Annotated in this window: 9 protein-coding genes; 7 read left to right on the forward strand and 2 right to left on the reverse strand. The window is 68.6% G+C overall.

The genetic code is table 11. The annotated features are described in order from the left end of the window. Positions 1 to 463 precede the first annotated feature (463 nt). From ACGFH6_RS41125 to ACGFH6_RS41135, 3 genes are all read left to right on the forward strand, one after another. Complete coding sequence (locus ACGFH6_RS41125; RefSeq protein ID WP_393396078.1) at positions 464 to 1,012, forward strand: YgjP-like metallopeptidase domain-containing protein; 549 nt, start codon at positions 464 to 466, stop codon at positions 1,010 to 1,012. A 208-nt stretch (positions 1,013 to 1,220) separates the two neighbouring features. Beyond that, positions 1,221 to 3,413 (forward strand): MMPL family transporter, encoded by a 2,193-nt coding sequence (locus ACGFH6_RS41130; protein ID WP_393396081.1) that lies wholly within the window; start codon positions 1,221 to 1,223, stop codon positions 3,411 to 3,413. Between the two features lie 69 nt (positions 3,414 to 3,482). Continuing rightward, positions 3,483 to 4,145: a uridine kinase gene (locus ACGFH6_RS41135; RefSeq protein ID WP_393396084.1), complete on the forward strand. Its 663-nt coding sequence runs from the start codon at positions 3,483 to 3,485 to the stop codon at positions 4,143 to 4,145. Here the strand turns inward: ACGFH6_RS41135 and ACGFH6_RS41140 are convergent. Further along, entirely contained in the window at positions 4,138 to 4,719 is a 582-nt protein-coding gene (locus ACGFH6_RS41140; RefSeq protein WP_393396087.1) for a CGNR zinc finger domain-containing protein, read from the reverse strand. The two genes, ACGFH6_RS41135 and ACGFH6_RS41140, sit on opposite strands and share 8 nt — an antisense overlap. Positions 4,720 to 4,786: 67 nt before the next feature. Here ACGFH6_RS41140 and ACGFH6_RS41145 point away from each other — a divergent pair, with 67 nt between their 5' ends. Further along, entirely contained in the window at positions 4,787 to 5,962 is a 1,176-nt protein-coding gene (locus ACGFH6_RS41145; RefSeq protein ID WP_393396090.1) for an MFS transporter, read from the forward strand. Here the strand turns inward: ACGFH6_RS41145 and ACGFH6_RS41150 are convergent. Next, complete coding sequence (locus ACGFH6_RS41150; protein WP_393396093.1) at positions 5,931 to 8,192, reverse strand: FdhF/YdeP family oxidoreductase; 2,262 nt, start codon at positions 8,190 to 8,192, stop codon at positions 5,931 to 5,933. The two genes, ACGFH6_RS41145 and ACGFH6_RS41150, sit on opposite strands and share 32 nt — an antisense overlap. Before the next feature lie 146 nt (positions 8,193 to 8,338). Between ACGFH6_RS41150 and ACGFH6_RS41155 the strand changes: the two genes are divergently transcribed. The 3 genes from ACGFH6_RS41155 to ACGFH6_RS41165 are packed head-to-tail and all read left to right on the forward strand — an operon-like array spanning position 8,339 to position 12,202. Continuing rightward, positions 8,339 to 9,073, forward strand: a complete 735-nt coding sequence (locus ACGFH6_RS41155; RefSeq protein WP_393396096.1) for a 3-hydroxybutyrate dehydrogenase — start codon at positions 8,339 to 8,341, stop codon at positions 9,071 to 9,073. Between the two features lie 40 nt (positions 9,074 to 9,113). Beyond that, positions 9,114 to 10,415 (forward strand): MFS transporter, encoded by a 1,302-nt coding sequence (locus ACGFH6_RS41160; RefSeq protein WP_393396099.1) that lies wholly within the window; start codon positions 9,114 to 9,116, stop codon positions 10,413 to 10,415. A 17-nt stretch (positions 10,416 to 10,432) separates the two neighbouring features. Next, positions 10,433 to 12,202 carry a helix-turn-helix domain-containing protein gene (locus ACGFH6_RS41165; protein ID WP_393396102.1) on the forward strand — a complete coding sequence of 590 codons (1,770 nt, stop codon included), beginning with the start codon at positions 10,433 to 10,435 and terminating at the stop codon, positions 12,200 to 12,202. The last annotated feature ends 15 nt before the right edge of the window (positions 12,203 to 12,217 follow it).

Consider the following 12,217-nt stretch of genomic DNA (forward strand, 5'->3'; position numbering starts at 1 on the left):
GCTAACGGCAGACCGTCCTGCCGTAGGCCGTTCGGCCCAGTCGGGATTCACCCTACGGCAGGCGGGAGCAGGCTCAAGCGCACCTGCCGGCCCGCGTGCCGCTCGGACGCCCCGAGGAAAGCCTTTTCCAAGCCGCGTGGCAGCAACGGAACAGGCTCCCGGTGGTTCGCCTTCGGAACCGCTCGGCTTCCCCTCCGAACGGCCCCGGAGGCGGTCCGGGAGCCTGCTGACCATGACGCTAGGAGGCGGGCGCCGCGCAGGCAAGCCCCGGTTGTCCACGCCTGTGGATAACTCTGTGTGCAACCTGTGGGACGCGCCGCCAGGTGCTGTGGACGGGCGGGGGAACAGGGTGTGAACAACCGGAATCAGCCGGCCCAAGATCTGGCGTCTGACCTGCGGAAACACTGATGCACAGGATGTGGACAGAAGAAAGTTGTCGGATTCTGGGGGTACGTTTTGACGCATGGCCGACTCTCCACCGCGCTCGACCCCAGGCCCGATCCCGCCGTACGTCGACATCCGCCGCAGCAAGCGGCGCAAGCGGACCGTCAGCGCCTACCGGGACGGGGAGCGGGTGGTCGTGCTGATGCCCGACCGGCTGTCCGCCGCGGAGGAGGCGCGCTGGGTCGAGACCATGCTGGCGCGGCTGGACAAGCAGCGCAGCAGATCCCGCGTGTCGGACGAAAAATTGTTGTCCAGAGCACACGAACTCGCGTGTCGTCATCTTCCAGAAGTGCCCGAACCTGCGTCTGTGAGGTGGGTTTCGAACCAAAACAGACGGTGGGGATCCTGCACTCCGGCGGACAGATCGATCCGTTTGTCCACCCGGCTGCAGGCGATGCCCGCCTGGGTGGTCGACTACGTCCTCATCCACGAGCTGGCCCATCTGGTCGAACCGGCCCACAACGCGGCCTTCTGGGAGCTCGTGCACCGCTACCCCAAGGCTGAGCGTGCGGAGGGGTATCTGGAGGGCGTTTCAGCCGCTTCCTCGCTCAATCTCGACGAGTTCTGACTCCGGCCCGCACCCGTCCGATCACGCCCCGGCAGCCCCCCAAGGGCCACTCAGGGGCCGGGGTGGGGCTGGCTTCAGGGTGCACTCGGTGGCTTCCTCCATAGTGGTGACCCCGCTGTCCCAGCCAGGCTTTTGACGTGCAGCCAGCGCCCACGCCAGGGAGCGCTGGGGCGGGGCGCCTGAGGGGGCGCAGAGGGGCAGGGAAGCTATGGCCAGGGGACAGATCACGGTCCGGGCGGCGCGATGGAGCGCCACCCATCCGTGGCGGGCGATGGCGATGTGGGTGGTCGTCGTGATCGCCTGTTTCGCCGTCGGCTCGATGACCGGGACCAAGGAGTCCGAGAACGAGGGCGACATCGGCGAGGTGACCCGGGCCGACAACATCGTCAAGTCCGGCAACTTCGCCGACCCGGACGTGGAGAGCGTGCTGATCACCTCGCCGTCCGGAACGCTCGACCAGGCGGAGGCGACCAAGGCCGCCGGCGTGGTGATCCAGCGGATGCGCGCCCTCGGTGGGGTCGCGGAGGTCGCTCAGCCGATGCCGTCGCCGAAGAAGGACGCGCTGATCGTCCAGGTGACCCTGAAGGACGGCGACGGGGACGACCGGGTCCAGCCGCTGCAGGACACCACCGCCCAGATCCAGCAGCAGTACCCGACGCTGCGGATCGAAGAGGTCGGTGGATTGTCGATCGACAAGGCGCTGAACGAGACGCTCGGCAAGGACTTCAAGCGCGCCGAGATGTTCAGCCTGCCGGTGACACTGGCGATCCTCTTGATCGCCTTCGGCGCACTCATCGCGGCGTCCGTACCGCTCCTGCTCGCGCTGTCAGCCGTCGCAGCGGCGATCGGCCTGTCGGCGGCGGCGTCCCAGCTGATCCCGGCCGTCGACGCGGTGAACAGCGTCATCCTGCTGATCGGTATGGCGGTCGGCGTCGACTACTCACTCTTCTACCTGCGTCGCGAACGTGAGGAACGCGCGAAGGGCCGCGGGCACGTCGACGCGGTCGAGATCGCGGCAGCGACGTCAGGCCACGCCGTCGTCGTCTCCGGTACGGCGGTCATCATCTCGATGGCCGGGTTGTTCCTGGCCCGGGACGCGGTGTTCTCGTCGTTCGCTGTCGGCTCGATCCTGGTCGTCGCGGTGGCTGTCGTCGGTTCGCTGACCGTGCTGCCCGCCGTACTGGCGAAGCTCGGTCGTTGGGTGGACCGGCCGCGGATCCCCCTCGTCTGGCGGTTGACCGCGAGCAAGGCCAAGCCGCGGTTCTGGCCGGCCGTGCTGAAGCCGGCGCTGAAGCACCCGGTCGCCACGCTGATGATCGCCGTCGTCGCACTGCTCGCGGTCGCGTCGCCGGCGCTGGGGATGACGCTGAAGTTCCCCGGGACCGAGGACCTGCCGCGCGACACCGCGGTGATGAAGGCGTACGACCGGCTCACCGCGGCCTTCCCGAGCACCGGGACGAGCCACGAGGTCGCCGTCCGTGCGCCGGCCAACCAGGCGCCCGCGGTCAAGGCCGCATTGGCTGACCTGGTGAAGCGCACGCAGGACGACAAGCTCTTCGCGCAGGACGGTCTGGAGGAGCCGCGGGTCTCCAAGGACGGGACCGTGACCACGCTCGAGGTCGCCACGCCGTACGAGGGTGGAAGCCAGGAGGCGCGTGACTCGCTGACCAAGCTGCGCAAGGAACTGATGCCGGAGACGGTCGGCAAGGTGCCGGGAGCCGAGTACGCCGTCGGCGGGTTCGTCGCCGCGGACGTCGACTACGCCGCACACACCCGGGCCAAGCTGCCGCTCGTGATCGGGTTCGTGCTGTTGCTGACACTGATCGTGATGATGGTGACGTTCCGGTCCGTGGTGGTCGCGGTCACCGCGATCGGGCTGAACCTGTTGAGCGCGGCCGCGGCGTACGGTGTGGTGACCGCGGTCTTCCAGAACACCTGGGCCGAGGGGATCCTCGACTTCCGGTCGAACGGTGCGGTCGTGTCCTGGTTGCCGCTGTTCCTCTTCGTGGTGCTGTTCGGTCTGTCGATGGACTACCACGTGTTCGTCGTCAGCCGGATCCGTGAGGCGGTACTGCGCGGCGTACCGACGAGGCAGGCGGTGGCCGAGGGCATCACCGGATCGGCCGGTGTGGTCACCAGCGCGGCGGCAGTGATGATCGGGGTGTTCGCGGTCTTCGCGACGCTGAGCACGCTCGACATGAAGCAGCTCGGCGTCGGCCTGGCCGTCGCGATCCTGCTCGACGCCACGATCATCCGGGCGGTCGTCCTGCCGAGTGTGATGATCCTGCTCGGCGACGCGAACTGGTGGGCGCCGAAGTGGCTGCGCCGCAAGCCCGGCAAGCACGCGATCCAGCCGCCCGCGGCCCCGGAGGAGGAGCGCGAACTGACCCCCGTCGGCTGATCCAGGCGGTACGACGCCCCACCCGGAAAACGGGTGGGGCGTCGTCCGTTGGTGCGCAAGGATGGCGTCGTGCACACCGAGGCTCTGACCGAACTGGCCGAGATCGTCCTGGCCGTCGAGCGCCCGCATCCGGTGCGCGTCGCGATCGACGGATGCTCCGCGGCAGGCAAGACGACGCTCGCGGACGAGTTGGCCGACGTTGTGCAGGCCCGCACCGATCGCGAGATCGTCCGCGTCGGGATCGACTACTTCAAGCGTGCTCCCGAGTTGCGTACGGCGTACCCGATCGAATCACCGGAGAGCTACTACCTCGGCACCTGGGACCACGACGCGATCCGCGAGCGGCTCCTGCTGCCGCTCGGTCCGGGCGGCGACCGCCGGTACACCGCTGCCATCAGAGACCCCGGCGCGAGGGCCCTGTCCGAAACACCTGTTCGGACGACCGCCCCGGACGCCGTGCTGGTGGCCGACGGGGGATTCCTGCAGGTGCCGGCGCTCGACGACTGCTGGGACCTGCGGATCTACGTGTACGTCAGCTTCGACACGGTTCTGCGTCGCGGCACCGCGCGCGACCAGGCGTGGATGGATTCCGCCGCGGCGGCCGAGGAGCGCTACCGCAATCGCTACATCCCGGGGGAGCGGATGTACGTCGACCAGATCCAGCCGCGGTCCCGTGCACAGATCGTCGTGGACAACGAGGATCCGGCCAACCCGATGCTCACCGTCAACTAGGCGAGCCTTGGCGGGCTCGGTGGGCGGCGGCTTTCACCCGGCTCTGGCACTGCGGTGAGCAGAAGCGGCGTTGGCCGTTGCGGGAGACGTCGATGAAGACGCGGTCGCAGTGAGGAGCCGCGCAGACGCCGAGGCGGCCGGCCAGGTCACTGCCCAGCGCGAGTGCGAGGCCGGCCGCGCAGCCTGCTGCCCAGCCGTTGACCAGCCCGTCGTCCGGACCGTGGAAGTGCAGGCTCCAGCCCTTGTCCCTGCGGTCCAGTTGCGGTCGTGCGTTGGTGTCCAACAGCAGCGCGTTGACCTCGTCGGCAGCCCGGTCGAGATCGCCCGAGTGCGCCGACTCGAAGACGATCCGCATCCGCCCGGCCAACTCCGTGAGCCGGCGCGCGTCGTCCTGCCGGACGGAAGGCTGCGGATAGCCGATCGCGGCCAACGCCTCGGCGACTGCCTGCGCGGCATCCGCAGGCCCGGGGAACGCCGTACCGCCGGAGAACCCGGGCGTCAGCCGGTTCACGTACTCGACGGACGCCGCCAGCACGTTCCGGGTATGACTATCAAAAGAGACTTGACCAGTCACGAGATCGCTCCGTAGGCTCGGGGTTGCGTGACCGATCATATCCACTTAGATAGTCATGGAGTCCACAATGAGTGCTGCTGCGACCCTGACCGCGCCCTGGCGTGGGTTGTCCCGCGCGGTCTGGATCCTCGTGGTGGCTCGGGCGGTCAACCGGATCGGCGCGTTCACGCTGCCGTTCCTGGGCGTGGTGCTCACCGTCGAGTTCGGTGCGTCGCTCGGCGAGACCGGGCTGATCCTGGCCGTCTTCGGCGTCGCCACCATCCCGTCCCGGTTGCTCGGCGGGCAGTTGGCGGACCGCCTCGGCCGCCGTCGCACGATCGTGCTCGGCCTGACCGGCTGCGCCGTCGCTCAGCTGTGGATCGCGCTCAGCAGCACTCTCCTGTCCGCGGTACTGGCCGCGATCCTGCTGGGCCTCGCCTTCGAGATCTATGAACCACCCAGTCAGGCGACGATCGCCGACGTCACCGATCCGTCCGACCGCCCAGCGGCGTACGGGCTGCTCGGCGCGGCGATGGCCGCGGCTGGAGTCCTCGCCGGACTGCTTGCGGCGGCGGTCAGTCACTGGGATCTGCGGTGGCTGTTCGTCGCCGACGCGATCACCTGCCTGTCCTGCGCCGTCCTCGTCGCGCTTGCGCTTCCGGCCGACGTACGGCGGGAGCACGTGCCGGCGACCGCGGTGGCGGTGTGGCGGGATCGCCGGCTGGTGTTGCTGCTGGTCAGCGGCACGGTCTTCGCCACGATCTACATGCAGTTGGTGATCGGAGTGCCGCTCACCCTGCTCGAGCAAGGGCTGCCGGAGTCCGGCACTGGCTTCATCCTCGCCGTGTCGGCGGTGACTCTGATCGTCACCCAGCGCCTGCTTCGCGTGCGGAAGCTCGACGATTTCCGATCGATCGCGGTCGGCTACGTCCTGCTCGCTGCCGGCCTCGTCGTCTGCGCCTTCGCGCAGACTCTCGCCGTCTTCCTGCTCGCCACGGTGCTCTGGAGCGTGGGTGATCTGTTCCTGCTCACCCGCTACCTCACGCAGGCGTCCGGGTTGGCGCCCGACCACGCCCGCGGCCGGTACCTGGCCGTGTTCGGCCTGAGCTGGGGCATCGCGACCGCCATCGCGCCGCTGACGGTGACCCAGCTTCTCGAGTCCGCCGGCCCCGAGGGGCTGTGGCTGTCCAGCGCCGCGGTGGCCGCCGTACTGGCTGTGCTGCAGCCTTGGTTCAGGAGGAGGCTGGCTCCAGCCGCACCGTGAGGCCCTTGGCGACCGGGGTGTTGCTGCCCTTGGCCACGTCGTCGGCGGCCATCAGCACGTTGGTCTCCGGGTAGTACGCCGCCACGCAGCCTCGCGCGGTCGGGTACGAGACGAGACGGAACCCGTTGGCCCGTCGCTCGACACCCTGGAACTCGCTGATGATGTCGACGTACGCGCCGTCCTCCAGGCCCAGCTCGGCCAGGTCGTCCGGGTTCACGAAGACCACCTCACGGGTGCCGTCCACGCCGCGGTAGCGGTCCTCCAGCCCGTAGATCGTGGTGTTGAACTGGTCGTGGCTGCGCAGCGTCTGCAGCAGCAACCGACCCGGTGCCGTCGGCAACCAACTCAGGTCGTTCGCGGTGAACTGCGCCTTCGCGTCGGAGGTGTGGAACTCGCGCCGGTCGCGCGCGGCATGGGCCAGCAGGAAGCCGCCCTCGTTGGCTCGCAACCGCGCCTCGAAGTCCTCGTACCCGTCCGCGACCCGGCCGATCCGTTGCCGGATCAGGCTGTAGTCGTCGGCGAAGTCCCGCCACGGGATCTCCCCGACCTCAGGAACCAGGGCCTGCGCCAGCCCGGCGACGATGCCGATCTCCGACTTCAGCTCCGGGCCTGGCGGCATCAGGTTCCCGGTGGACAGGTGTACGGCGCCCTGCGAGTCCTCCACGGTCACCGACTGCGGGCCGGCCGCGGTGTGGTCGTGGTCGGTCCGGCCTAGTGTCGGCAGGATCAGCGCCTCGCGCCCGGTGACGGTGTGGGACCGGTTCAGCTTCGTGGACACGTGCACCGTCAGATCGCAGTGCCGCAGGCCGCGGTGGACGACCTCGGTGTCGGGTGTCGCGGACGCGAAGTTGCCGCCCATCGCGAAGAAGACCCGGACCGTGCCCTCCCGCAGCCGTTTCACTGTGTCGGCCGCGTCGATGCCGTGCTCGCGCGGCGAGGTGAACGCGAACTCGGCGTCGAGCCTGTCCAGGAACGCGTCCGGCATCTTCTCCCAGATGCCCATGCTGCGGTCGCCCTGGACGTTCGAGTGCCCGCGCACCGGGCACGGTCCCGCGCCGGGCTTGCCGATGTTCCCCTGCAGGAGCAGCACGTTGACGATCTCACTGATCGTGGCGACCGCCTCGCGCTGCTGCGTCAGGCCCATCGCCCAGCAGATCACCGTCGCCTTGGAGGCGATGAACCGCTGGGTGAACTCCTCGATCTCGGCCCGACGCAGGCCGGTGGCCTGCTCGACCGCAGCCCAGTCGAGCTCGGCGTTGTGCTTGGAGTACAGCTCGAAGCCGCTGGTGTGGCTGTCGATGAAGGACTTGTCCAGCACGGTGCCGGGGTTGGCTGCCTCGGCCTCGATGAGAAGGTGGCCGACGGCAAGGAACAGCGCCTGGTCGCCACCGAGCCGGATCTGCAGGTGCTGGTCGGCCAGCGTCGTACCCTTGCCGACCCAGCCAAGCGGGCGCTGCGGGTTCTTGAAGTTCATCAGCCCGGGCTCGGGCAGCGGGTTCACCGAGACGATCGACCCGCCGTTGCGCTTGGCGATCTCCAGGTGGCTGAGCATCCGCGGCGCGTTGGTGCCCGGGTTCTGCCCGACGACGACGATCAGCTCGGCCTCTTCGAGCATCTCGAGCGTGACGGCGCCCTTGCCGCTGCCGATCACCCGGGACAGCGCCGTACCGGACGACTCGTGGCACATGTTCGAGCAGTCGGGGAGGTTGTTGGTGCCGTAGGCACGGACCAGAAGCTGGTAGAGGAACGCGGCCTCGTTGCTGGTGCGGCCGGAGGTGTAGAAGACGGCGTCGTTCGGGTCGACGAGGGCCTTCAGATGGCGCGCGACCACCTGGAACGCCTCGTCCCAGCCGACCGGCTCGTAGTGGGTGGCACCGGCGCGCAGCAACATCGGCTCGGTGATCCGGCCGAGCTTGCCGAGATCGAACTCGGAGATCTCGTTCAGCGCCTCGATCGAGTGCTCGGCGAAGAAGCTGCGCGGCACCCGCTTGCGGGTCGCCTCCCACGCGACCGCCTTGGCGCCGTTCTCGCAGAACTCGGCCGCGTGCTTGCGTTTGTGGTCGGGATCCGGCCAGGCGCAGGACGGGCAGTCGAAGCCGCCGTCCTGGTTCATCTTCAGGAAGACCTTGCCGGTCCGGGCCGGGCCCATCTCGCGGAAGCCGAACTTGAACGACGACAGCACGGCCGGAACGCCGGCGGCCTTCTTCTTCGGCTGTTCGATATCGACCATGCTTCCACGATAGTTCGATCTATCACTATCGGCAGGTTTGATAGCTGTGACTGTGGACAAGTAGCGCCTGAATCCACATCGATCCGCAATGTTGTGTGGCGCGATCCCATAGTGCGGCCGGGGGCGGATTCCTACAGTCATCGGCCATGGAGACCCGTCGAGCCCTGATCACCGGAGCCGCGTCCGGCATCGGCGCCGCCTGTGCACGGCGGCTCGCGGCCGACGGAGTACACGTACTGGCAGTCGACTACGACGCTAGCGCACTGGACAAGCTCGCCTCCGACGGTGTGGAGCCGGTGGTCGCCGATCTGGCCGAGCTGGACCGTCTGGCCGATCTCCCGACGGACGTGGACATCCTGGTCAACAACGCCGGGGTCCAGCAGGTCGCTCCGGTCGAGCAGTTCCCACCGGAGCGGTTCAGCTACATCCTGCGGCTCATGCTCGAGTCGCCGTTCCGTTTGATCCGCCAGACCCTTCCGCACATGTACGGCGCCGGCTGGGGGCGGGTCATCAACATCAGCTCGGTGCACGGACTCCGGGCCAGCCCGTTCAAGGCGGCGTACGTCGCTGCCAAGCACGGACTGGAAGGACTCAGCAAGGTCGTCGCACTGGAAGGTGCGGCCCATGGGGTCACCAGCAACTGTGTGAACCCGGCCTACGTGCGTACGCCGCTCGTCACCGCGCAGCTCGCGGACCAGGCGGCGACCCACGGACTGTCCGAGGCAGAGGTGCTGGAGAAGGTCATGCTCGAGCCGGTCGCGGTGAAGCGGCTGATCGAGCCGGCCGAAGTGGCGGAGCTGGTCGCGCTGCTGTGCGGTCCGGCCTCCGCCTCCATCACGGGGAGCTCATTCGTACTCGACGGCGGCTGGACCGCCCACTAGCAGTGTTCTGGACCGCCCACTAGCAGTGTTGGAGCCCGCCATGACAGCAACAGAACCGGTCCGCACCCGGACGCCGATCGCCCGGGTGGTCGGCGCGAGTCTCGTCGGCACCACCGTCGAGTGGTACGACTTCTTCCTCTACGGCGTGGCCGCGTCGGTGGTGTTCGGCGATCTGTTCTTCCCCAAGGGTGAGGAACTCACCGGCACGCTGCTGAGCTTCGCCACCTTCGCGGTCGGGTTCTTCGCCCGCCCGATCGGCGGAGTGGTGTTCGGCCACTACGGCGACCGCTTGGGCCGCAAGAACCTGCTGGTGCTGTCACTGTTGATGATGGGCCTCGCCACCTTCGCCATCGGCCTGCTGCCGACGTACGCACAGGTCGGTGCGCTCGCTCCGATCCTGCTGACCGTGCTGCGGCTCATCCAGGGCTTCGCGCTGGGTGGTGAGTGGGGCGGCGCCGTACTGATCGTGTCCGAACACGGTGACCCCGCGCGGCGTGGCTTCTGGGCCTCCTGGCCGCAGGCGGGCGCGCCGGCGGGTCAGCTGATCGCGAACGGCGTACTGGCTGGGCTGGCGGCGTTCCAGTCGGACTCCGCCTTCGACTCGTGGGGCTGGCGCATTCCGTTCCTGCTGTCCGCCGTACTGGTGCTCGTCGGACTGTGGGTGCGGCTGCGGATCGAGGAGTCGCCGGTGTTCAAGGAGGCGCGGGCCAAGCAGCAGCCGGAGGACAAGCTGCCGCTGGTCGAGGTGCTCACCCGCTACCCGCGTGAGGTGCTGACCGCGATGGGCGCCCGGATGGCGGAGAACGTCAGCTACTACATCTTCACGATCGTGATCGCGACGTACGCCAAGGAACACCTGGGGATGGACAAGTCGTTCGCGCTGAACGCCGTACTCATCGGTGCCGCGGTGCACTTCTTCGCGATCCCGATGTGGGGTGCGCTGTCCGACCGTGTCGGTCGCAAGCCGGTGTATCTGATCGGTGCGGTTGGGGTCGGTGTCTGGGGTTTCTTGTTCGTGGCGCTGGTCGATACCAAGAACTTCGCTCTGGCGACGCTGGCGGTGACTGTCGGGCTGGTGTTGCACGGTGCGATGTACGGGCCGCAGGCATCCTTCTTCACCGAGCTGTTCGGCACTCGCGTCCGGTACTCCGGTGTGTCGGTGGGCTATCAGTTGGCGTCGATCATCGCGGGCGGTCTGGCGCCCTTCATCGCGGTGGCACTGCTGAAGGCGTACGACTCCGGCTATGCGATCGCCGTGTACGTCGCAGTGTGCGCGGTCATCTCGATCGTCGCGGTCACGTCGTACTCCGAAACCCGCAAGCGGGACCTCACTGCTCTGTAGGTGGCATCATCGCGAAGATGGAGGAGCTTCTGCGGCTGCTGGCCGAGGATGCGTCCGGGAGCGAGTTGGCCCGGGCGGCAGGCGAGGACGCCGTGGCGCGCGACCTCGCCCTGCGGATCCGGGCCGGCATCGACGCCAGCAAGAAGCGTGAGGCCGAACTGTCCGCCCTGGTCGACGTCGCCCGCGAACTCGCCTCGGCCCGCGACCCGGGCGGCGTACTCGACACCATCGTGCACCGTGCGCGCACCCTCCTCGGTGCGGACGTCGCCTATCTGACCTTGTACGACGACGCCCGCGGCGACACGTACATGCGGGCGACCGACGGGTCCGTGTCGGCGGCTTTCCAGCAGGTCCGGCTTCCTCTGGGCGCCGGCCTCGGCGGTCTGGTCGCGAAGACGTACAAGCCCTATTGGACTGCCGACTACCCGTCGGACCGGCGCTTCCGGCACACCTCTTCGATCGACCACGCGGTCGGAGAGGAGGGACTGGTCGCCATCTGCGGTACGCCGCTCGTCGTCGACGGAGCGTTCGTCGGGGTGCTGTTCGCCTCCAACCGCACACGGCGGCCGTTCGGCCAGGACGAAGTGTCGTTGCTGGGGTCGCTGGCAGCGCTGGCGGCTGTGACCATCGTGCAGGTGCGGGCGGCCGCCGAGACTGCTGCCGCTCTGGATCAACTGTCTGCCGCGCACGCCGGTACGGAGCATGCCGCCGCGGCGCACGACCGGTTCGCCGGGATCGTGTTGTCTGGTGGCGATGTGGATGCGATCGCCGCTGCGCTGGCCGAGCTGCTGGACGTGTGGGTCGTGCTGGTCGATGCCGTGGGCAATGAGTTGGCCGTGGCCGGGGACACGCACGGTGCTGTGGTGCGGTGGCAGGAGTCCGAGTCCGGGCGGTTGACGAGGGTCGGTGACTGCTGGGTGGTTGCAGCAACGGCGAAGGGGGAGCGGCTCGGTGCGCTCGTGATCGGCGGCGTCGATGAGCTCTCTGGCGCGGACCAGCGGATCGTGGAGCGGGCCGCCGTTGTCACTGCTCTCGTTCTGCTGTTCCGTCGGCAGGCTGCGGAGCAGTCGCAGCGTGCTCAAGCTGATCTGCTGGCAGATGTACTCAGTGGCGCCGCCGACCCGAGGACGCTGACCGACCGACTCCGACTGCTTGCGCCGAATCGCCGGCACGACCGTCTGGTGGTGGCTGTCTGCCGTGGCGACCAGGCCGCCGTACGCGCTCGGCTGTCGGCGCCGCTGGAGGACAAGCTGGTGCTCTCTGGCCCCTACGGCGGCGACTTGGTGCTGCTGTTCTCCCGTGCGGACGCTACGGCTGCTGCGCGGGAGTTGGTTGAGGTCGCGAAGCGCACCGGCGCCACGATCGGGGTGACTGGTCCGGCAGCGTGGGGCGATCCGCTCGTCGACTCGCATCGCCAAGCGGTCCGTCTGGTCGGGACGATGCTGCGGCTCGGCCGCACTGGTGAGGCTGCGACTCCGGACGACCTTGGTGTCGCCGGCCTGGTCGGCGCGGCGGACGTCGACGTGCAGGCCCATGTGCAGCACGTCCTGGGCGCCGTACTCGAGTACGACGCCCAGCGCGGTACCGACCTGATCGGGACGCTCCGGGCGTACTTCGCGGCAGGCCAGAGCCCGACCCGAGCCGCCACCGCGTTGCACATCCACCCGAACACAGTGCAGCAGCGCTTGGACCGGATCGGGGCATTGCTGGCCGATGGGTGGCAGGCGCCGGAGCGCGCCCTGGACATCCAGGTCGCACTCCGACTCCACCAAGCCATCAAGGGCTGAACACCTCGCTGCTTT

It is taken from the genome of Kribbella sp. NPDC049227 (assembly GCF_043197265.1).
Taxonomy (GTDB): domain Bacteria; phylum Actinomycetota; class Actinomycetes; order Propionibacteriales; family Kribbellaceae; genus Kribbella.

Excerpts from the sequence above, each read along its gene's own strand:
- ACGFH6_RS41125 (WP_393396078.1), top strand. The coding sequence starts at position 464 with ATGGCCGACTCTCCACCGCGCTCGACCCCAGGCCCGATCCCGCCGTAC.
- ACGFH6_RS41130 (WP_393396081.1), top strand. The coding sequence starts at position 1,221 with ATGGCCAGGGGACAGATCACGGTCCGGGCGGCGCGATGGAGCGCCACC.
- ACGFH6_RS41145 (WP_393396090.1), top strand. The coding sequence starts at position 4,787 with ATGAGTGCTGCTGCGACCCTGACCGCGCCCTGGCGTGGGTTGTCCCGC.
- ACGFH6_RS41150 (WP_393396093.1), bottom strand. The coding sequence starts at position 8,192 with ATGGTCGATATCGAACAGCCGAAGAAGAAGGCCGCCGGCGTTCCGGCC.
- ACGFH6_RS41155 (WP_393396096.1), top strand. The coding sequence starts at position 8,339 with ATGGAGACCCGTCGAGCCCTGATCACCGGAGCCGCGTCCGGCATCGGC.
- ACGFH6_RS41160 (WP_393396099.1), top strand. The coding sequence starts at position 9,114 with ATGACAGCAACAGAACCGGTCCGCACCCGGACGCCGATCGCCCGGGTG.
- ACGFH6_RS41165 (WP_393396102.1), top strand. The coding sequence starts at position 10,433 with ATGGAGGAGCTTCTGCGGCTGCTGGCCGAGGATGCGTCCGGGAGCGAG.